Origin of the sequence: Mycobacterium sp. ITM-2016-00316 (assembly GCF_002968335.2) — a bacterium.
In the GTDB taxonomy this organism is placed as follows: Bacteria; Actinomycetota; Actinomycetes; order Mycobacteriales; family Mycobacteriaceae; genus Mycobacterium.
Genome location: NZ_CP134398.1, coordinates 369036 through 388205, shown reverse-complemented (window position 1 = coordinate 388205; position 19170 = coordinate 369036). Strand labels below are relative to the sequence as shown.

20 protein-coding genes and 1 pseudogene are annotated in these 19170 nt (G+C 66.7%); 10 read left to right on the top strand and 11 right to left on the bottom strand.

The window, feature by feature from the left end:
* Nucleotides 1-5: 5 nt before the first annotated feature.
* The 3 genes from C6A86_RS01740 to C6A86_RS01730 all read right to left on the bottom strand — a co-directional run bounded on the left by C6A86_RS01740 (nt 6) and on the right by C6A86_RS01730 (nt 3308).
* Nucleotides 6-1538, bottom strand: coding sequence for a nitric oxide reductase activation protein NorD (locus C6A86_RS01740; protein ID WP_105362562.1), 1533 nt, complete (start codon nt 1536-1538; stop codon nt 6-8).
* 409 nt (nt 1539-1947) lie between these two features.
* Nucleotides 1948-2640, bottom strand: coding sequence for a hypothetical protein (locus tag C6A86_RS01735; RefSeq protein ID WP_105362561.1), 693 nt, complete (start codon nt 2638-2640; stop codon nt 1948-1950).
* A gap of 65 nt (nt 2641-2705) precedes the next feature.
* The gene (locus C6A86_RS01730) at nt 2706-3308 is read right to left on the bottom strand and encodes a TetR/AcrR family transcriptional regulator (protein WP_105362560.1); all 603 of its coding nucleotides are present in this window, start codon (nt 3306-3308) and stop codon (nt 2706-2708) included.
* Nucleotides 3309-3498: 190 nt separating this feature from the next.
* Here C6A86_RS01730 and C6A86_RS01725 point away from each other — a divergent pair, with 190 nt between their 5' ends.
* On the top strand, nt 3499-4068 hold the full coding sequence (locus C6A86_RS01725) for a type 1 glutamine amidotransferase domain-containing protein (RefSeq protein ID WP_105362559.1): 570 nt from the start codon (nt 3499-3501) through the stop codon (nt 4066-4068).
* Nucleotides 4069-4263: 195 nt separating this feature from the next.
* On the opposite strand, the gene C6A86_RS01720 is transcribed toward C6A86_RS01725, so the two are convergent.
* The 6 genes and pseudogenes from C6A86_RS01720 to C6A86_RS01695 all read right to left on the bottom strand — a co-directional run bounded on the left by C6A86_RS01720 (nt 4264) and on the right by C6A86_RS01695 (nt 9304).
* Nucleotides 4264-4878, bottom strand: a complete 615-nt coding sequence (locus C6A86_RS01720) for a TenA family protein (protein ID WP_105362558.1) — start codon at nt 4876-4878, stop codon at nt 4264-4266.
* Between the two features lie 138 nt (nt 4879-5016).
* Nucleotides 5017-5382 (bottom strand): annotated as a pseudogene (locus tag C6A86_RS01715) (TenA family transcriptional regulator); the annotation flags it as partial.
* A 97-nt stretch (nt 5383-5479) separates the two neighbouring features.
* Entirely contained in the window at nt 5480-5941 is a 462-nt protein-coding gene (locus tag C6A86_RS01710) for a ribose-5-phosphate isomerase (RefSeq protein WP_105362556.1), read from the bottom strand.
* Complete coding sequence (locus C6A86_RS01705) at nt 5938-7656, bottom strand: dihydroxyacetone kinase family protein (RefSeq protein ID WP_105362555.1); 1719 nt, start codon at nt 7654-7656, stop codon at nt 5938-5940. The genes C6A86_RS01710 and C6A86_RS01705 overlap by 4 nt, the downstream gene beginning before the upstream one ends.
* A gap of 29 nt (nt 7657-7685) precedes the next feature.
* The gene (locus C6A86_RS01700; RefSeq protein ID WP_105362554.1) at nt 7686-8456 is read right to left on the bottom strand and encodes an SDR family NAD(P)-dependent oxidoreductase; all 771 of its coding nucleotides are present in this window, start codon (nt 8454-8456) and stop codon (nt 7686-7688) included.
* An 11-nt stretch (nt 8457-8467) separates the two neighbouring features.
* The gene (locus tag C6A86_RS01695) at nt 8468-9304 is read right to left on the bottom strand and encodes a sugar phosphate isomerase/epimerase (RefSeq protein WP_105362553.1); all 837 of its coding nucleotides are present in this window, start codon (nt 9302-9304) and stop codon (nt 8468-8470) included.
* A 209-nt stretch (nt 9305-9513) separates the two neighbouring features.
* Here C6A86_RS01695 and C6A86_RS01690 point away from each other — a divergent pair, with 209 nt between their 5' ends.
* From C6A86_RS01690 to C6A86_RS01670, 5 genes are all read left to right on the top strand, one after another.
* On the top strand, nt 9514-10857 hold the full coding sequence (locus tag C6A86_RS01690) for an MFS transporter (protein WP_105362565.1): 1344 nt from the start codon (nt 9514-9516) through the stop codon (nt 10855-10857).
* 86 nt (nt 10858-10943) lie between these two features.
* Complete coding sequence (locus C6A86_RS01685) at nt 10944-11714, top strand: transketolase (RefSeq protein ID WP_233212940.1); 771 nt, start codon at nt 10944-10946, stop codon at nt 11712-11714.
* The gene (locus C6A86_RS01680; protein ID WP_105362551.1) at nt 11711-12694 is read left to right on the top strand and encodes a transketolase family protein; all 984 of its coding nucleotides are present in this window, start codon (nt 11711-11713) and stop codon (nt 12692-12694) included. The genes C6A86_RS01685 and C6A86_RS01680 overlap by 4 nt, the downstream gene beginning before the upstream one ends.
* A 39-nt stretch (nt 12695-12733) precedes the next feature.
* Nucleotides 12734-13393 carry a GntR family transcriptional regulator gene (locus C6A86_RS01675; protein WP_105362550.1) on the top strand — a complete coding sequence of 220 codons (660 nt, stop codon included), beginning with the start codon at nt 12734-12736 and terminating at the stop codon, nt 13391-13393.
* 30 nt (nt 13394-13423) lie between these two features.
* Nucleotides 13424-14008, top strand: coding sequence for a TetR family transcriptional regulator (locus C6A86_RS01670; RefSeq protein WP_311101000.1), 585 nt, complete (start codon nt 13424-13426; stop codon nt 14006-14008).
* Nucleotide 14009: 1 nt separating this feature from the next.
* Here C6A86_RS01670 and C6A86_RS01665 read toward each other — a convergent pair whose 3' ends face one another.
* Nucleotides 14010-14585 carry a TetR/AcrR family transcriptional regulator gene (locus C6A86_RS01665; protein ID WP_105361433.1) on the bottom strand — a complete coding sequence of 192 codons (576 nt, stop codon included), beginning with the start codon at nt 14583-14585 and terminating at the stop codon, nt 14010-14012.
* Between the two features lie 108 nt (nt 14586-14693).
* Here C6A86_RS01665 and C6A86_RS01660 point away from each other — a divergent pair, with 108 nt between their 5' ends.
* Genes C6A86_RS01660 through C6A86_RS01645 form a run of 4 tightly spaced genes read left to right on the top strand, consistent with a single transcriptional unit; the run spans nt 14694 to nt 18585 of the window.
* Nucleotides 14694-15524, top strand: coding sequence for a mycofactocin-coupled SDR family oxidoreductase (locus C6A86_RS01660; RefSeq protein ID WP_105361434.1), 831 nt, complete (start codon nt 14694-14696; stop codon nt 15522-15524).
* Nucleotides 15521-16324, top strand: coding sequence for a mycofactocin-coupled SDR family oxidoreductase (locus C6A86_RS01655; RefSeq protein ID WP_311100999.1), 804 nt, complete (start codon nt 15521-15523; stop codon nt 16322-16324). The genes C6A86_RS01660 and C6A86_RS01655 overlap by 4 nt, the downstream gene beginning before the upstream one ends.
* 18 nt (nt 16325-16342) lie before the next feature.
* Nucleotides 16343-17146, top strand: coding sequence for a carboxymuconolactone decarboxylase family protein (locus tag C6A86_RS01650; protein WP_199196178.1), 804 nt, complete (start codon nt 16343-16345; stop codon nt 17144-17146).
* Complete coding sequence (locus C6A86_RS01645) at nt 17131-18585, top strand: aldehyde dehydrogenase (protein ID WP_105363247.1); 1455 nt, start codon at nt 17131-17133, stop codon at nt 18583-18585. Before C6A86_RS01650 ends, C6A86_RS01645 begins: the two co-directional genes overlap by 16 nt.
* Nucleotides 18586-18638: 53 nt before the next feature.
* Here the strand turns inward: C6A86_RS01645 and C6A86_RS01640 are convergent, their stop codons facing one another.
* Nucleotides 18639-19049, bottom strand: a complete 411-nt coding sequence (locus C6A86_RS01640; RefSeq protein ID WP_105363248.1) for a MarR family transcriptional regulator — start codon at nt 19047-19049, stop codon at nt 18639-18641.
* Nucleotides 19050-19170: the final 121 nt, after the last annotated feature.

Here is a 19170-nt window from a genome sequence, read left to right as displayed (position 1 = left end):
TGATGTCATGCGCTGACGAGCTCCCGGTGTACGTGTGCGAGCACGCGGGGCAGCTCTTCGATTCGCCGGATGCGTTGTGAACGTTTGGGTCCGAACACCTCGGGCAGCGGGTCGACCCGGGCCGGCCCCACACCGACGTAGTAGACGCTCACGCCCGCCTCGTTGGCCTCCTCGACCGCATGCGCGGCGTCCGACCATGCGTAGCGGCCCTCGTAGCCCTCATCGGAGATCATCCCGTCCCCGACGATGATGAGCAGCCGCCGTTCCGAGGGTTGCGCGAGCAGCCGGGCGGTCAGGTGACGGATGGGTGCACCGAGGCGGGTGTAGCCGCCGGTGGACAGTCCCAGTCCGCTGGGCGGGACGAACCGCGCCTCCGGGAAGTCCTTGAGGCAGCGCACTTCCACGCGATGGCGGGTGTTGCCGGTGAACACGAAGATGCCGTGACGTTCCCGGGCCTGGGTCATCGCCCGCGACAACGCATCCGCGCAGGCCAGCTCCAGCCGGAACACCCTGCCACCGTGCACCCCCAGCGACGAGCTGCCGTCCAGCAGCAGCGCGGTGCTGACATCGCGGTTGCTGGGCAGCAGTTCCCGGAACAGGCGCGGCTCGGCCGCTTCACCGGTGCGCAGATCGATGAAATGGCGCACGTATTGGTCGATATCGAGGTCCGAGCCGTCCTCCAGGCGAGCGGTCATGGCGCGGTGGGTGTTCTTCTGGAACCATGCGCGTAGATCGACCGAGTCCGTTTTCGCGGGGTCGACACGGCGGTCGCGGGCCAGTTCCAGAACCGCTACATGATCGGGCAGGAAGCGTTTCGTCCAGGCGTTCCACTCCGGGTACGGGATCCCGGGCCGGTGCTCGGGGGTGACATCCATGTCGTTGTCCTGTGGCCGGCTCGGTGGCGGCAGGTTGGGATTGCGTACACCGCCGTCACCGCCCACCGGCACCGAGTAGGGCCGCGGCATCCGTTGCTGCGTGGTGGTCCACGGCATCCTGCCGAACTGCCGCCGTAGCTTGTCGACCAGGCCTGTCGGTGTCGTGTAGATCGCGGGCAGCCGCCCCAGCAGCGGGTGGACGGTGAGCCCGTCGGCGCTGCGGGCGAGTTCGATCGCGCGGCTGATCATCGTGTGGGCATCCAATTGGAGGTCGGCCGGCTCCAGTTCGGGCAGCAGCCGGCGGCATTCAGGCATCAGCCCGGGCCAGCGCGAAGCGATCCAGCCCAGCGCGACAGCCGCCTCGACGAGGGCCAGCGCGCGTAGCTCGCGGGCAGACAATTCGTCGATCCGGTATTCGCCGACCCGGTCCTTCGATGACGAACATTGCAGGGCGATACCGCATGTCAGGGAGCGCCGGGTCCAGTCGGCTCCGAGCTGCGGGTAGGGGACGTGGATGAAGGTGCGCGACGAGTTCAGGCCGAAACCGCGGTGCGCTCCGGTGACCAGGCGGACACCCGCGCGCTGCTCGCCGCTCAGTGCGACCGCGGTGAGCGAGCAGCTGCGTTCCAGCGCCATCGCCGAGGTGTCGTCGAGGTCAGCCATGGACGGTTCCCGGAGGACCCACGTGCGCTCGGTTCAGAAGGTGCCGATGTTGGAGAACATCCAGTACCAGAACCAGATGACCAGGCCGGTGCCGCCCCAGGCTGCGACGTAGCGCAAGACCTCCCACAGATAGTCCACGGTCGAACCTCCTCGTTGGCGGTTTCATCGGATCTGCACACCGCGTGCCGCGGAGGAAACCCGCCTGTCGAGCACGGCGTTTCGGGGATCCGCCGGCGTCGGTGGCGGTGCGCCCCGGCGCCGGAAACCTGTGCACGTGACGCAGCGGCGGCTGCACCTTTGGCGACATGATGTTCCTTTTCTACTTCACTGACTGACTTAGGTCAATAGAGATCCATGACCGCCGCTGAATGAACTGCTCGAAGCCGATCTTGCGGACGGCCTGGTGACATCAGTCAGTGAATATTTCGCGGTTCACGGTATGCAGATACGGGATCGCGAGAAACGGGGTGATGTAGAAGATGTCGTAGAGCCACCAGCCCACGACGGGGAAGATGGTTCCCGCGAACCGCACGTCGGCGAACATCGTCATGTTGAACACGTAGAGCACCCAGATGACCACGCCCATCCAGCACGTGACGATCATCCACTGCTGACCCCAACGCTTCATCTGCAGGAACCCGATCGCGGCCGCGATCCGCATGGTGAACACCGTGAGGATCATCCCGACTTCCATCGCCTTCTCGCCCGGCCCGGACGCCCCACCGACCCAGAGTTCGTTGAAATGCCAGAAGTATCCGGCGTCGAACATGTGGCCCCAACCGTTCAACAACACCCTCGCCAGCAGCGTGTGGCTACCGATCAGGTCGAGCGCCCATCCGACGGTGTTGATCGCCGCGTCGATGATGACCAGGTACCCGAGCAGGGTGACCATCATCGGCCGCACCGACAATCCGTTGTGCTGCGCCCGGCGCAGCAGCCACACACCCCGGAGAAACAACGGCAGACCGAAGATGCCCAACGCGGCAGTGCCGATCAGGATGCTGCCGCTGATCAACCACCGGTCCGCCTGGCGCTGAGCCAGTCGCGACTCCTCCATCTGCTCGTCCAGAGACAGGGTCGCCGAAGCGGCTGACGATCGCATGTTGACTGACTCTAGTCATGCAAATGCTCGCCGGACAAGCATCAGCCCCCGGGGATGGCGCCGGCTCATCCCGCGGCGGCGACGCTCCGCATGGTGCGTTTGACCAGATCGTCGAGCAGGTCCTGGCGCATCGGGTCATTGGTGGTGATCGCCAGCGCGTAGAGGCACAGCAGGAAGAACACCGCACTGTTGATCGACTGGACCTCGGGATCCACCTGCCCCTCGGACCGGGCCCGCTCGATGCGCTGGGCCAGCAGCAGAACCAGCGAGTGGTCACCGCCGTCCTCGGAATCCGGGCGCGTCTGCGAGAAGTGCAACGCCAGGAAATCCTTGAACAGGACGTCGCCGAGGCGGCGCTCCAGCCCCAGCACCAACCGCACCGCTTCGGACAGCGCCGATTCCAGGTCGTGGCCCTTTTCGAGGTATCGGCCGAACTGCTTGGCCATCCGGTCTTCTTCGCGCTTCTCCAGTTCCAGGAGAACGTGCTCCTTGGTGGGGAAATGGAAGAAGAAGGTGCCATGGGCCACCCCGGCAGCCGCCACGATGGCGGCGACATCGGCCTCGGCCATCCCGGACCGCTTGAACTCGGCGACTGCGGCGCCCATCAGGCGCTCGCGGGTCTGCAGACGCTTCGCCTCGCGCGCCGAAGGGCCGTTCACCACAGCCATGTTCGCTCCGTCCCTGTCCGCGGTCTGGGGCGCCGAGTGGTCCGGAGCCGCCGACACCGACAATATCGCCTGGCCCGCCCGCCGCGGCCGACTCGACGATGCCGGTGTGTGAAATGACTTGAGTCAGCTGCAACCACGTGGTGCAGGTGGGCCATGTTTGGCTGCGCACATCGCCGGGCAGCCCTTTTCCATGACTGATACGTCCACAGCCCTGCAGGGCATGAAATTCGCCATTTTGGCCACCGACGGTGTTGAGCGCCGTGAGCTCGCCGAACCGCGCGATGCCATCGTCAACGCCGGTGGCGCGATCGAGTTGCTGTCCCTACAGGACGGCGAAATCGAGGCACGTGACCACGATCTGGAGCCCGCCGGCACGTTCCGGGTGGATCGCCAGGTCGAAGGTGCCTCCGCCGACGAATTCGACGCGCTGGTGATTCCGGGCGGCACCGTCAACGCCGACAAGTTACGGTCCGACGAATCCGCGGTGGCGTTCGTGCGCCGTTTCGTCGAGTCCGGTCGGCCGGTGGCGGTCATCTGCCACGGCCCGTGGGTGCTGATCGACGCCGGCGTGGTCGAGGGCCGCACCGTCACCTCATATCCCAGCCTTCGTATCGACCTGCGCAATGCCGGAGCGAAGACCGTCGACGAGGAAGTCGTGGTCGACGGGAATCTGATCACCAGTCGGACCCCCCACGATCTACCGGCGTTCTGCGACGCGCTGTTGAACGCGGTCACGAAAGCCGCTGCCCCGCAACGCTAAAGCGAGAAGGTATATCCGGCACTAATCGCCACGCCGGTTTCTACAGGATTTCAGTCTCGTGCGTGCGGGTCTCGCGAGACTGCAACCCACGTAGCTGAAAACACGCCGATCTGTACCCGGCTTCAGTCTCGCGAGCGCGGCCGCCACCCGGCTGAACTGGCGTAGGTGTTTCGGCGAGTCCACCCGCACTCACGGTCAGGCCCCGTACGCGGCGGCGAAAAACTCCAGTTCCAGCCGCATCGCGCGCCGGTACGCCCGCCGAATGGTCGTGCTGTCGTCGCCGAGCCGATCGAGGAGCCGTTCCAACAGCGCGGCGATCTCCTCGAAACCGGGGTCGGCATAGGTCTGCACCCACTGCGCGTACGGCCCCGCGGTACCCGCGTCCAGCTGGGACCCGATGTGGGCGTACAGCCGCATGCACGGCGTCATCGCCGCACACATCTCCCCCAGACCTCCGGTCGCCGCGGTCGCCAGCAGGAACTCGGTGTAGGCCAGCGTTGCGGCGGCCGGCGTGACCCCGGCCATGTCGATGCCCCAGGACGCCGCGTAACTGGCATGCAGGCCCAGTTCCTCCCGAACGCCGGCCAGTAGATCGGCGAACGTGAGCAGCGTCTCGGTGTCGGTGCTACGAGCCAGCGCCAAAGCGTATGCACGGGCGAAGGATTCGAGAAAGAACGCATCCTGGGCGATGTAGCCGGCGAACAGCTCCCGCGTAAGGGTTCCGTCCCCGATCCCGCGGACGAACGGGTTGGCCAACACCTCGGCGGTGATATCGGCGTTCTCCGACCACAACTGAGCAGACAGCGTCATGCCAGCGCCATATCCCAGAAGGCCACCTCGAAGCTTGAGCACCGCATCGACCTGTTCCGCATGCTCACCCGGCGACGCGAGGGCGCCCAGCTCCTCGACATACCCGGCGAAATCGGGCGTCGTCCAGTGTTCGACGAACTCATCGAGTGGCGCCGCGGCGGGCGCGGCGGAGGTCCAACCGAGCAGATAGACCCGCTCGATGACCCACAGGGCGGTGATTGCGGCGGCATAGGGCTCGTCATCGAGACGCTGCAGCAGCTCCCGGTAGGCCAGCGTGGCGGGCAGCGGCTCGGCGTTCAGATCGATGCCGCGTCGCACCGCCTGCTCCTCGAACCAGTCCAGCTCGGCCACCAGCGCGGCACATCCACCGACCAGCACCTGCTGGGCGGCACGGGGCGCCCGGGCAAGAAGCCGGGCTTGGAAGATCAGCAGGTCGGCCACGAACAGCGCATCCTGGCGTAGCCACTTGTCGAAGGCCGCATCGGTGATGGTGCCGTCACGCACCGCGTCGAGGAACGGGTGCCGGGTGGCAGCCGTCCAGAGGTCATCGGACACGGCACAACCCTAGCCGTGCCGTGGGGGCCGGATGCCCGCTACCCCGTCACACGTTCTGCGGTTCGTACCCACAGATGGCGGCGACCTTCTCCGCCGAGGCGGAGGCCGGATCGAACTGGTAGCCCAGCCATTCGGCCGCCAGCCGGCGGGCCAACTCGACACCCACGACCCGCTGACCGAAGCACAGCACCTGGGCGTTGTTGCTGAGGACCGCGCGTTCCACCGAGAAGCTGTCGTGGGCGGTGACCGCCCGCACGCCGGGCACCTTGTTGGCGGCGATGGCCACCCCGAGGCCGGTCCCGCAGATCAGCAGCGCCCGGTCGGCCCGCCCCTCGGCCACCATGCGGGCCGCGGTGACCGCCACGTGCGGGTAGGCGGTGTGTTCATCGGGGCCGACGCCCACATCGACCACGGAGTCCACCCGCGGGTCCGACTCCAGGTCGCCACGCAGAACATCCTTGTACTGCAGTCCGGCGTCATCGCAGCCGATCACCACGCGCAGGGTCATGCATTCTCCTCGATCAGTTCGGCCACGGTGTGGACACACATGGCCAGTGAGATGGCGCCCGCGTCGGGGGTGCCGACGCTGCGTTCTGCCAGTGGTCGGGCCCGGCCGACCTTGGGCCGAAGGTCGGCCGTCTCGACGGCCGCCTTCTGGGCAGTTTCCACGGATTCGAGCCACGCTGTGCGCCAGCCGGTTCCGGCGTCGATGGCAGCTTCGAACGAATCGAGAAAGGGGCCCAGCGCATCGAGCATGGTCTTGTCACCGCGCTCGGCGTGGCCCAGCGCCACCAGCGCGTCATGCCCGGCCCGCAGCGCCGAGGCAATCTCCCGTCCACCGGGTACACCGCGGTTGCCCAGCGCCGCGCCGGCCGCACAGAGCGCCGCGCCCCACAGCACGCCGGACGTACCGCCGGCCTTGGCCGCCCACGCCTCGCCGGCCGCGGTCAGCACCGAGGCGGTTCCGCCGCCCGAGTTCACGGCGTCGGCGGCGGCGTCGGCAGCCGCCGTGGTGCCCTTGACCATGCCGCGCCCGTGGTCACCGTCCCCGGCGACCGCGTCGATGCGCCCGAGTTCGTGCTCCGCCGTCACCATCTGCGCGGCGACACACGAAAGCCCCTGGGCCACAAGTGCGGCCACCTTCTGCGACTCCGCGTCCCCCGCGATGGTCTGTCGCGCAACAGCATCGGCGACGTCATCGGCACGCCGGGTCCCGGCGCCGGCCGTCACCGCGCCCTTGCGATAGGCGGGCGTATCCGCCGGTGCGGTCCACAACCGCTCCAGTTCGTCATCGAGCCACATCACGGTCAGTGAGCAGCCCGCCATGTCGAGGCTGGTGACCAGTTCGCCCACCTCGGGTGACACCACGGCATGGCCCGATTCGGCAAGCCTGGCCGCCACCGTGTTCCACACCACGAACAACTCTTCGTACTTGGTGCGGCCCAAACCGTTGAGGATCACCGCGATTCGCTCGGATGACCCCGCCGGCTTCTCGGCCAGCACTCCGGTGACCAGCAGGTCGGCGAGTTCGGCGGCCGTCGGCATCGCGTGGCTGGCCACTCCGGGTTCACCGTGGATACCCAGGCCCAGATCCATCTGGCCCTCGGCGACGACGAACAGCGGCCGGTCCGCACCGGGCAGGGTGCACCCCTCGAACGCCACGCCCAGGGTGCGAGTAGCCGCATTGGCCTTGACGGCCACCCGTTCGACGCCGTCGAGATCGGTGCCCTCTTGCGCCGCCGCGCCGGCACAACGGAACACGGTGAAATCTCCGGCGATCCCGCGTCGCTTCCCGATGTCTTCTGCTGTGGCGCTGGCAATATCGTCGGTGACGCCCAGATAGCGGGCGTCGATGCCCTCGGCCCGCAGCGCGGTGACCGCGAGGCCGAAGTTCATCACATCGCCGGCGTAGTTGCCGGTGAGCAGCAGCACGCCCGCGTCGCCGTGCGCGGCGCGGGCCACCGAGGCGGCCTCCTGCGCCGACGGGGAGGTGAAGATGTTGCCCACCACCGCGCCGTCGGCGAAGCCGTGCCCGACCACCCCGCAGAACGCGGGGTAGTGGCCCGAGCCGCCGCCGACGACGACCGCCACCTTGCCCGCCGGCGTCTCGGTGGCGCGCACCACGCCGCCCGGCACACCCACCACATAGTGCGAGTTGGCGTCCAGGAAGCCGGCGAGCATGTCCTCGGCGAAGGTGGCCGGGTCGTTGAACAGACGTGTCATGGCACGGACCTCATCTACGTGAAAGTCGGTTAGTGAATGTGGCTGCCACCGTTGATGTCAACGGTGGTTCCGGTCAGGTAGCTGGCGTCCTCGCTGGACAGGAAGGTGATCACCGCGGCGATCTCCTCGGTGGTGGCGGTGCGGCCGACCGGGATGGCGGCGGCCAGTGCGGCCTCCTGCTCGTCGGTGGATCCGACGCGGATGTTGGTGTCCACCGCGCCCGGGGTGACGGCATTGACGGTGACGCCCTTGTCGGCGACCTCGCGGGCCAGCGCCTTGGTGAAACCGAGGATGGCGGCCTTGGCCGAGGAGTAGGGCACCTTGCCGAACACGCCTCCACCGCGCTGCGCGGACACCGACGACATGTTGACGATGCGGCCCCAGCCCTGCTCGATCATCGCCGGCAGGAACGCGCGGGTGACAAGGTAGGTACCGGTGGAGTTGACGGCGAAGACCTTGTTCCACAGCTCCAGGGTGGTCTCCAGGAACGGCACCGGGGACGTGATGCCCGCGATGTTGGCCAGCGCGCCGATCGGGGGCAGGTTGCCCGCGGTGACCTCGGCGGCGACCGCGTCATACGCGGCGGTGACCGATTCCTCGGAGGTGACGTCGATGCCGTGACCGAAGGCCGGGACCGCGTACTGGTTGCCGATCTCGGCGGCCACCTTGGCGCTCAACTCGGCATCGAGGTCGAGGATGACGATGGCCCAGCCCTCCCGCGCGTAGCGGGCGGCGACGGTCACGCCGATGCCCTTGTCGGAGGTGGCGCCGGTGATGACGGCGGTCTTCTCGATGCTCATGGGTGCTCCTTCTAGATCAGTTCGGAAATCAGTTGGCCGGCAGCGACAGTCACCGCGGGCCGTTCGTCATGGGTGACATCTCGGGTTTCCAGCTCCAGCGAGAAGTGGCCGGTGTAGCCGGCGTCGGCCAGTGCCTTGAGTCCGCGGCCGAAGTCGACGGCCCCGTTGCCCACCGAGAGGTTGATGTTCCCGGGCACGGCATCGCGGATGTGGACGTGCGCGATGCGCGCGCCGATCCGGCCGATGTAGTCCACCGGGTCGCCGCCGGAGGCCACGATGTGGCTGAAATCCATCACGATGCCCACCCGGGCGTCGAGTCGTTCATGCAAGGCCTGAGCCCGGTCGATGTCGCAGCACAGCCGGTAAAAATGCAGTGATTCGGTCCAGAGCTCGACCCGTGCACCGGCGGCGATATGCGCGGCGGCGGTGAGTTCGTCGGCGACCAGGTCCAGGTCTTCGTCCAACGTGGACACCGGCGCATGGGCCAGCGCCCCGCAGGGCAGCACCAGCGCACGGGCACCGGTGGCCGATGCGAGGGCGACCAGCATGGTCAGGTGGCGCAGGCGGGCGCGCTGCTGCTCGGTGTCCAACATCGCGTTCAGGTCGCCGATATCGCCGTTGATGGATCGCACCGCCAGGCCGGACGCGGTGACCGTCTCGGACACCGCCTCGAGGGCGGCCTCATCGAGCACGTACGGGACGTGGTCGCAGACGCCGGGCAGCGCGCCCAGGTCGATCTCGGTGAAGCCGAGGCCGGCAATCGTCGCCAGCGCCCGAGCCAGATCCTGGTGCCGAAAACTGATGGTCGAGCAGCCGAGCCTGGTGCTGAAGCGGCCTGTCGATGTCACTTACCCCGTCACCTCCTGCGTTGTGATGACTGACACAGTAACCCAGTCAACTGTTAACAGTCAACGGGCGACACTTCATTTATGTTGACTGTTGACATTCACTGTGGGCGTGCTCACACTGGGTGACGCACCGCACTGTTGACCGTCAACAGTGACCGGAATGGCCAGTAGGAACACCAGGTAGAACTGGATTTGAAAGGATGTCCACCATGAGCGACGACGCTCTGAAGATGCGGGGTCCGGTGCATGGCACCAAGGACGCCAAGCGGGTAGCGATCGGCTCCGGTGTCGGAGCTGTCATCGAAACCTACGACTTCATCGGGTTCGGCACGGCAGCCGCGCTGTACTTCGGTACCGCCTTCTTCCCGAACTCCAGCCCGGTGACAGGCACTCTGCTGGCGTTCGCGACGCTCGGCGTCGGGTTCGTCGCCCGGCCCCTCGGTGGCATCATCGGCGGCCACCTCGGTGACAAGATAGGGCGCAAGCCGGTTCTGGTCGCCTCGCTGATCCTCATGGGTCTGGCCACGTTCGCCATCGGATTGCTGCCGACCTACGAGACCGTCGGCGTGCTTGCCCCGATCCTGCTGGTGACCGTGCGCATCATCCAAGGTCTCGCGTTCGGTGCCGAGTGGGGTGGCGCCATCCTGATGAGCTACGAGCACGCTCCGTGGAAGAAGAAGGGCCGCTATACCGGCATCGTGCAGGCCGGATTCCCCGTCGGACTGCTCATCGCCAACCTCGTGTTCTTCTTCAGCATCCACCTCGGTGGCGATTGGGCGTGGCGGGTGCCGTTCCTCGCAAGCGCCGTCCTGGTCATCGTCGGCCTGATCATCCGGGCCAAGGTGCCCGAATCCCCGGTGTTCGAGGACGTCAAGAACGAAGGCAACATCATCAAGTCGCCGATCGTCGAGGTCGTCAAGACCGACTGGCGAAACATTCTGCGCGGCATCGGCCTTCGCATCGCCGAAACGGCCGGCTACGCGGTGTCCATCACCTACATGCTGTCCTACCTGAAGAACGCCGAACTCGCGACCAGGTCCCAGACCATCGGCGCCCTGTGCATCGCATCGGCGGTCGGCATCTTCGCCACCTTCGCCTGGGCAAAACTCACCGACAAGATCGGTCGCCGTCCGCTCTACCTCTGGGTGTGCGCGTTGGGCATACCGTTCGGCGTGCTGATGTTCATGCTGGTCAACACCGGTGTGTTCATTCTCATCGTCGCGACGTTCGTCATCGCCTACGGCGTGTTCCAGAACGCGCTCGCCGGTTCGCAGGGCGGATGGTTCCCCGAACTGTTCAACGCGAACACCCGCTCCTCGGGTGCCTCTCTGGCCTACCAGATCTCGGCGATCGCCTCGGGCTTCACTCCCTTCGTCACCACCCTGCTGTACGAGGCCTACGGCTGGACCGGCCCGGCCCTGCTCTTCAGCGCCTACATGGCCATCGGCCTGATCGCGGCGATTCTCACCCGCGAAACCTGGGGACCTCGGGAGCGCATGCTGGCCGACAAGGCCGCGATGGACACTCCCGTGCCGCACGGGGCGAGCGTCTGATGGGCGGGGTGAGCGCGGCAACGACCGATGTGCGCAGTGAGAAGGTGGCACAGGCCGCCTTCCGGATCCGACACCATGCCCTGAACATGGGCGAGGCCCAGGGGCAGGGTTATGTGGGCCAGGCGTTGGGGGCCGCCGACATGCTTGCCGCCGTGTACGTCGACCAGTTGCGTTACCGCGCCGATGATCCGCACTGGGCGGGCCGGGACCGGTTCCTGCTCTCGACGGGCCACTACGCCATCGGGCTGTACGCCGCGCTGGCCGAGGCCGGCATCATCGACGTCGACGAACTCGACACCTACGGATCGGATGACTCCCGGCTGCCGATGTCCGGGATGGCCAGCTACACACCGGGTATGGAGATCTCCGGCGGTTCACTGGGGCATGGCCTGACGGTGGCGGTCGGGATGGCGCTGGGATTGCGGCACCAGGGCTCGGATGCCCGCGTCATCAACTTCCTGTCCGACGGTGAGCTCGATGAGGGCTCGACCTGGGAGGCCGCGATGGGCGCCGCGCACCACGGACTGGGCAACCTCATCGCCATGGTGGACATCAATGCGCTGCAAGCCGACGGACCGACGGCCGGTGTGCTGCGCACCGAGCCGATCGCCGACAAGTGGGCCGCGTGCGGCTGGCAGGTGGCGCGGGTGGACGGCAACGATGTCGGCGCGCTGCTCGGCGCCTTCGACGCCGTAAGCACCGGTGTGCCGTCGGTCATCCTGTGCGACACCAAGATCGGTAGCGGTGTGCCGCTGCTGGAGAACCGGGAGAAGGCGCACTTCATGCGCATCGACTCCGACGAGTGGCAGATCTGCCGCGACCAATTGACCCAGGGATACCAGGGAGTACCGGCATGAGCGCGCCCGCGAAGCTCAAGACCTCGGCGATGATCGCCTCGTTCGCCGATCCGGGCCAGAAGACCACCCCGGCCCCGTTCGGGCACGCACTGGTCAAGGCCGCCCAGGCCGATGACCGGATCGTGGGCCTGACCGCCGATCTGGGCAAGTACACCGATATGCACATCTTCGCCAACCAGTTCCCGGACCGGTTCTTCCAGATGGGCATGGCCGAGCAGTTGCTCTTCGGCGCCGCCGCGGGGATGGCCGAAACCGGCCTCATCCCGTTCGCGTCCACCTATTCGGTGTTCGCGGCGCGGCGCGCGTATGACTTCATCTGCCTGGACATCGCCGAGCCGAACCTGAACGTGAACATCATCGGTGGCCTGCCCGGGCTGACCACCGGCTATGGCCCGTCGCACCAGGCGACCGAGGACATCGCCATCTTTCGGGGTGTGCCGAACCTGACCATCGTCGATCCGTGCGATTCGGTGGATATCGAGCAGGCCGTCCCGCAGTTGGCCGAGCATGCCGGGCCGACCTACCTGCGGTTGCTCCGCGGAAACGTGCCCACCGTGCTGGACGAGTACGACTACCGATTCGAACTCGGCAAGGCCAAGGTGTTGCGCGACGGATCCGACGTCGTGTTGATCTCGTCGGGCCTGATGACGATGCGCGCCCTGCAGGCCGCCGAGCAGCTGGCCGCCCACCATGTCGACGTGGCCGTGGTGCACACCCCGACCATCAAGCCGTTCGACGCCGAAACCGTGCTGGCACAGGTGGATACGGATCGCCTGGTGGTGACCTGTGAGAATCACACGGTGATCGGCGGTCTGTTCGAGACGGTCGCCTCGGCGGTCGTGCAGCGTGGGCTGGGCAAGCAGATCACCCCCGTCGCATTACCGGACGAGTTCCTGGCCGCCGGCGCGCTGCCGACCCTGCACGACCGTTACGGGCTCGCGACCGCGCGTCTCGTCGCCACGGTGCTCGAACGGCTGTAAAGTGTTGACATCTGAATGTTGACAGTCAAGGAGCGCAGGATGACCGTGGATTCCACATCTCTGCTGCGCCTGGAGAAAACCAGCCTGCGCCAACAGGCGTTGACCGCACTGCGCCGCGCCATCACCACCGGCCAGCTCACGCCGGGCACCCACCTGGTGGAAACGGATCTGTCCGACGCGCTGCAGATCAGCCGGGGCACCCTGCGCGAGGCGATGCGCCAACTCCAGCAGGAGGGCCTCATCTCGGCGGGGGCCCGCGGGCGGCTCGCGGTACGGCACCTGGACGCCAAGGAGATTCGCGATATCTTCAACGTCCGCGCCGCGCTGGAGTCGATGGCCGCCCACGAACTCGCCGCACGGCCCGACCGCACCGAAACCGTCGCGACCCTGCGTGGCGCCGTCGACGACATGGACCGCTGGGCCGAGGCGAACCTGGAGGACCGGATCGAGGCCGACCTGCGCTTCCACCGCACCATGTGCCAACTCACCGGCAACGAGACGCTGCTGCACCAGTGGACATCGCTGGAGGGCAGCATCCGGATGTCGATCATGTTCGCCGGCGTCGACCGCGCCATCAAGAACATGAACGCCAAGCGGCATTACGACATCGTCGACGCCATCGAATCCGGAGACGCCACCCTGGCAGCGGCCACCGTCGCCGAACACATGGCGGGCGCGGCGAACACGCTGGTCGGCTGAACACGTCCGCCGTAGGTGGACAATGGGGTCGTGGCGACACCTGAAGTCGAGAAGAGTCTGCGGGAGCGCAAGAAGATCAGCACGCGCATCGCCATCCGCCGGGCAGCCTTCGAACTGTTCGCCGCGCGGGGCTACGCCGACACGACCGTCGAGCAGATCGCCGAGAGCGCCGACATCTCACCGCGCACGTTCTATCGCTATTTCGGGGTCAAGGAAGCAGTGCTGCTGTCCGACGATCAGACCGCGCCGATCGTGGCGGCCTTCGCCACGGCTCCCCCGGAACTGTCCATCATCGCCGCCTACCGGCACGCGGTCGCCCAGGTGTTCGGCGCGATGACACCCGAGGAGCGTGAAGATGCCGCGACCGGGCAGCGGTTGATGTACCAAGTGCCCGAAGCGCGCGGCCTGCTCTACACCGAGTACATCCGGGTGATCGACCTGATCACCGACGCGCTCTCCGAACGCCCCGACGCGCCCGCGGACGTACTCGCGCGCCGGGTGATCGCCGGGGCGATCGTCGGGGTGCTGATGGCGGCATCAGACAACACCCCGATGCCCGAGGGTTCTCTGCTGGCGGCGCTCGCGCTGCTCGACGATAGACTTTCCGGCGGCTGAACTATTCTGCTGCACCACTTTTCGACAATTCGTAACCCGTGGTGAGCCAGTAGACCGTGCGGTCCAGAGCGGGCAGAATATCGGTGGTCTCGATTTCACCGGCCACGAACCGGCCCAGCAATCCGTAGACCACGCTGGAGAGGACCGTGTTCAGGTCGGCGACGAAGTCGTCGTCGACATCGGCCATCAGCTCAAGACCTGCCGGCCCGACGATATCGAAACCCCTCCGAAAGAGGCGTTGCCCACCGGCTGATGACCGCGCCCGGAAGTAGGCCGTCAGCATTCCCGGATTGCGCTCCCACGGTTCGAAGATGGTGCGAAACAGCGACATCATCGCCTCGTGCAGAGTCTCCCCCTCAGCCCGCCGATGCGGCGTGACCTCGGAATATCGGTTCTCGTCCAGCCATACCTCGAGCGCCGCGAGGATCAGGTCCTCACGGGTGGTGTACCGCTTGTAGATGGTGGCCAACGACGAGCGCGCGCGGCGGGCCACCTCGCGTAACTGCACCGCGTCATAGCCCTCGGTCTCGAGAATCTCGACGACGACGGCGAGGAGCCGGTCATCGATCTCCGCCATCGCGCACCCCCTTGCCCATCGTCAGTAACTTGGTTACCGTACCCGCAGTAACCCGGTTACTCCGGAGCGCCGCACGCAGAGGCGGCACCCGCAACGAAGCGAGGATTCATGGGCTCATTGGACGGCAGGGTCGCCTTCATCACCGGCGTGGCACGCGGGCAGGGCCGCAGCCACGCGATCAGGCTCGCAAGCGAGGGCGCCGACATCATCGGGATCGATATCTGCGCCGACATCCCGGCCAACGGCTATCCGATGGCCAGCCGTGCCGAACTGGACGAGACGATCGCACTGGTGGAGAACGCCGGGGCGAAGATGTTGGGTACGGTAGCCGATGTCCGCGACTTCTATGCCGTCCAGGCAGCGGTCGACGCCGGGGTAGCGCACTTCGGCCGACTCGACATCGTCTGCGCCAATGCAGGAATCGCGCCGACGGCTTTCCGCGAGGTCAGTATCGAAGAGGACCTCGACATGTGGTCCGCAGCCATCGACGTGAATCTCATCGGCTCCTTCCACACCGCGAAAGCCACCATTCCGCACCTGATCGCCGGTGAGCGCGGCGGCGCCATCGTGTTCACCAGTTCGACGGCCGGGCTCAAGGGTTTCGGCGGCTCGCAGGGCGGTGGCCTCGGTTACGCGGCATCCAAACACGGTGTCGTCGGCCTGATGCGGACACTGGCCAACGCCCTTGCCCCCCACAGCATCCGGGTCAACACCGTGCACCCGACCGGTGTCAACACCATGATGGCGAACAATCCGGCGATGACCGCCTTCCTGGAGCAGTATCCCGGCGCGGGGCCGCATCTGCAGAACCCGATGCCGGTGTCCATGCTCGAACCCGAAGACATCAGCGCGGCGATCGGCTATCTGGTCTCCGACGCCGCCAAATACGTCACCGGGGTCACGTTCCCGGTCGACGCCGGCTTCTGCAACAAGCTATGAACGGCCGGGTCGAGGGCAAGCGCGTCCTGATCACCGGTGCGGCCCGCGGGATGGGTCGCAGCCACGCGGTGCGGCTGGCGCAGGAGGGCGCCGACCTGATCCTGATCGACATCTGCACCTCGCTTCCCGAAGTGGAGTACCCGCTGTCCACCCAGGACGATCTGGCCGAAACGGCCCGACTGGTAGGAGAACTGGGCCGGCGGGCCGTCACCCACGTCGTCGATGTACGGGATGCGGAGGCCCTCGCGGCCGCGGTCGATGCCGGGGTCACCGAACTCGGCGGCCTGGACGCATCGGTGGCCAACGCCGGAGTCCTGACCGCCGGGACCTGGGACACCACCACATCGGCACAGTGGCGCACCGTCGTGGACGTCAATCTGATCGGCACCTGGAACACCTGCGCCGCGGCCCTGCCGCACCTGGTCGAGCGCGGCGGCAGCCTGATCAACATCAGCTCGGCGGCAGGCGTCAAGGGCAGCCCGCTGCACACGCCCTACACGGCGTCCAAGCACGGCGTCGTCGGGATGAGCAAGGCGCTGGCCAATGAGCTTGCGGCGGTGAATGTCCGGGTCAACACCGTGCATCCCACCGGGGTCGAGACCGGCATGCAGCCCGCATCGCTGCACTCGCTGTTGCGGGAGAAGCGGCCCGACCTGGGGCCGATCTTCCAGAATGCCCTGCCCATCGTGATGGCCGAGGCCATCGACATCAGCAATGCGGTGCTGTTCCTGGTCTCCGACGAAGCGCGGTACGTGACCGGGCTGGAGTTCAAGGTCGACGCCGGAGTCACCATCAGATGACCGGCCGCTGAGAAGGAAATGATTGTGACGCTGACCGATACAGACCGTCTGGAACGCGGCCGGCAGGCCTTCGCCGAGGTGATGACCGTCCCGGCTCCCGAGGACACCGCACCCGCCACCACGAGCATGCTCGACTTCGTGTTCGCCGAGGTGTGGCAACGGCCTGGCCTGAGCCGCCGCGACCGCCGGTTCGTCACGCTGGCCTGCGTGGCGGATGCCGATGCCGAGACTCCGCTGCGCGATCACGTGTATGCCGCGCTGAACAGTGGTGACGTGAGCATCGTCGAAATGCAGGAGACCGTACTGCATTTCGCGGTGTACGCCGGATGGCCCAAAGCATCGCGCTTCAACATGATCGTCGACGAACAGTGGGCCCGGATCCACCGGGAACGCGGAGAGCAGGTCCCACCGCCAGAGCCGCTGCTGCCCTTGCCCACGCCCAGTGATCCCGAAGCCCGTCTGGCCGTCGGCGCGCAATCCTTCAAGGACATCAACTGCCTGGAGTTCGCGCCGAATCAGGACAATCCGTTCCAGGGCGCCGGAATTCTGAACTTCGTGTTCGGCGAGATGTGGTTGCGGCCGGGGCTCGGCATGAAGGAACGCCGCCTGATCACGGTCGCGTGTGTGGCTTTTCAGGATGCGCCCTACCCCATCCTCAGCCACGTCTACGCAGCGCTGAAGAGCCGTGAGGTGTCCTTTGACGAGATGGATGAGCTTGCTTTGCAGTTCGCGGCCTACTACGGCTGGCCGAAGGGCTCCCACCTGAATCAGGTGATCGGTGAACAGAAGCAACGGGTGACCCAAGAATGGGCCGCACAGTGACCGGCGGACCGGTAGGACTGTTGATCGGCGGTGACCGGATCACCTCGACGGCGGACACGCACGAACACATCTTTCCCGCGACCGGACTGCCGAATGCGACGGTCGCGTTGGCCGGCGCGGCCGACGTCGACCGCGCCGTCGGTGCCGCACGCGAGGCCCAGCGGGAGTGGGCGGCGCAAACCGTCGATGTCCGTCGCGACCGGCTGATCGGCCTCGCCGATGTCGTTCACGACCATCTCGACGAGTTGGCCGTACTGAATGTGCACGATTACGCGGTACCGGTGGCGTACGCCGGCACGGCGCACATGCTGGAGGCCTTTCTGCGCCACTTCGCCGGATACGCCGACAAGATCATCGGGTCGAGCACGCCGGTGAGTGGGTCCTTCGACGTCAACCTCGTCGAGCGGGAACCGTACGGCGTGGTCGGGGTGATCGCGCCGTGGAACGGATCACTGGCGGTGGCGGGTTCCTGTGTCGCGCCGGCCCTGGCCGCCGGGAACGCGGTCATCTTCAAACCCTCCGAACTGGCACCCCTGGCCGCATTGCGATTCGGCGAGTTGTGTCTGGATGCCGGCCTTCCCCCCGGTCTGGTGAACATCCTGCCCGCCGGCGCTGAAGGCGGCGACGCCCTCGTGCGGCATCCGGGTATTCGCAAGGTCCACTTCACCGGTGGCGGAACCACCGCGCGCGCGGTGATCCGCGCGGCGGCCGACAACCTGACACCCGTGGTCGCCGAGCTCGGCGGGAAGTCGGCCAACATCATCTTCGGCGATGCCGATCTGGATCAGGCGGCGATGCTGTCCGCACATCAGGGACCGCTGATGCAATCCGGGCAGAGCTGCGCATGCGCGAGCCGGCTGCTGGTGCACGCATCGGTGTATGACACCTTTGTGGAGAAGTTCCTCGCGGTGGTCAGCTCCGCCACCATCGGCGACCCGTTTGACCCGACGGTCAGGTTCGGTCCGGTGATCTCCGAGGGCTCCCTCACCCGCATCCTCGACACCGTCGATAACGCAGTGCGCACCGGCGCCGGCGAACTCCTCACCGGCGGCAAGCGGGTGGGCGGTGAACTGGCGCAGGGCTTTTACGTCGAGCCCACCGTATTCGCCGACGTCGACAACTCGTCACCGCTGGCGCAGACCGAGACCTTCGGCCCGGTCGTGTCGATCATCAGGTTCACCGATGACGACGAGGCCGTGCGAACCGCCAACGACACCGCCTACGGACTGAACGCATTCATCCACACCCGCAACCTGCAGCGCGCGCACCGGGTGGCGCGGGCGCTGGAATCCGGCTCGGTGTGGATCAATTCGACGAGCAGGATCTCGCCGCAAGGCCCCTACGGCGGGTACAAGCAGAGCGGCTTCGGGCGTACCGGCGGGCTGGAAGGCCTGCAGGAGTTCCTGCAAATCAAGAACGTCCGTATCGGCCTGGGCTGAACGCTCAATCGTTCCGCTGGTCGAGCGACGAGCTTTCATGGTTGGCCTGGCGCTCAGTCAAGAAGGGTGTCGGCAAGCTCTTCCAGCGCAACGAGGACCCGCCGCGCCTCTGCTTCGGTGCCCAGTTCCTCTTTGAGGACGGTCGCGAGGGGTGGCGTGCGACGTCGACTGGCGCCCTGCAGCATCGGACTTGGACCGATGATCGTGCGTCTCCGGTCGGACTCGTCGACAGCTGTGACAAGAAGACCCCGCCCCTCCAGTCGCGCGACACATTTGGACACGTAACTCTGGGCGAATCCGGTCCGGGCGACGACGTCGCCGACGGTGCTTTCCGGATGGAACATCACGTCACCGATGATCAATTCCTCTGCAGGATCCGGACGCACATCCCCCGGTGCCAGCTCCACCTGTCGGGACAGTTCGACCAGACGCCGCCCGAGGCGGTGCAGTAGCTGGCGTTCCATAGCTGCTAATCTAGCACTAGAGATGCATCTCTAGAGATGCATCTGCGCATTTCGAAGGAGCCCGGCATGCACTCGGCACGTACCGTCAGCGCCCGCATAGGCGCAGCCATCCTGGTCGTTG

Bases quoted from the DNA above. Each gene is read 5' to 3' on its own strand.
- C6A86_RS01665 (WP_105361433.1), bottom strand. From the start codon at position 14,585: ATGGCGGAGATCGATGACCGGCTCCTCGCCGTCGTCGTCGAGATTCTC.
- C6A86_RS01700 (WP_105362554.1), bottom strand. From the start codon at position 8,456: ATGAGCATCGAGAAGACCGCCGTCATCACCGGCGCCACCTCCGACAAG.
- C6A86_RS01675 (WP_105362550.1), top strand. From the start codon at position 12,734: ATGACCGTGGATTCCACATCTCTGCTGCGCCTGGAGAAAACCAGCCTG.
- C6A86_RS01740 (WP_105362562.1), bottom strand. From the start codon at position 1,538: ATGGCTGACCTCGACGACACCTCGGCGATGGCGCTGGAACGCAGCTGC.
- C6A86_RS01660 (WP_105361434.1), top strand. From the start codon at position 14,694: ATGGGCTCATTGGACGGCAGGGTCGCCTTCATCACCGGCGTGGCACGC.
- C6A86_RS01720 (WP_105362558.1), bottom strand. From the start codon at position 4,878: ATGACGCTGTCTGCTCAGTTGTGGTCGGAGAACGCCGATATCACCGCC.
- C6A86_RS01685 (WP_233212940.1), top strand. From the start codon at position 10,944: ATGGGCGAGGCCCAGGGGCAGGGTTATGTGGGCCAGGCGTTGGGGGCC.
- C6A86_RS01725 (WP_105362559.1), top strand. From the start codon at position 3,499: ATGACTGATACGTCCACAGCCCTGCAGGGCATGAAATTCGCCATTTTG.
- C6A86_RS01735 (WP_105362561.1), bottom strand. From the start codon at position 2,640: ATGCGATCGTCAGCCGCTTCGGCGACCCTGTCTCTGGACGAGCAGATG.
- C6A86_RS01710 (WP_105362556.1), bottom strand. From the start codon at position 5,941: ATGACCCTGCGCGTGGTGATCGGCTGCGATGACGCCGGACTGCAGTAC.
- C6A86_RS01690 (WP_105362565.1), top strand. From the start codon at position 9,514: ATGAGCGACGACGCTCTGAAGATGCGGGGTCCGGTGCATGGCACCAAG.
- C6A86_RS01650 (WP_199196178.1), top strand. From the start codon at position 16,343: ATGATTGTGACGCTGACCGATACAGACCGTCTGGAACGCGGCCGGCAG.
- C6A86_RS01655 (WP_311100999.1), top strand. From the start codon at position 15,521: ATGAACGGCCGGGTCGAGGGCAAGCGCGTCCTGATCACCGGTGCGGCC.
- C6A86_RS01645 (WP_105363247.1), top strand. From the start codon at position 17,131: ATGGGCCGCACAGTGACCGGCGGACCGGTAGGACTGTTGATCGGCGGT.
- C6A86_RS01640 (WP_105363248.1), bottom strand. From the start codon at position 19,049: ATGGAACGCCAGCTACTGCACCGCCTCGGGCGGCGTCTGGTCGAACTG.
- C6A86_RS01705 (WP_105362555.1), bottom strand. From the start codon at position 7,656: ATGACACGTCTGTTCAACGACCCGGCCACCTTCGCCGAGGACATGCTC.
- C6A86_RS01730 (WP_105362560.1), bottom strand. From the start codon at position 3,308: ATGGCTGTGGTGAACGGCCCTTCGGCGCGCGAGGCGAAGCGTCTGCAG.
- C6A86_RS01680 (WP_105362551.1), top strand. From the start codon at position 11,711: ATGAGCGCGCCCGCGAAGCTCAAGACCTCGGCGATGATCGCCTCGTTC.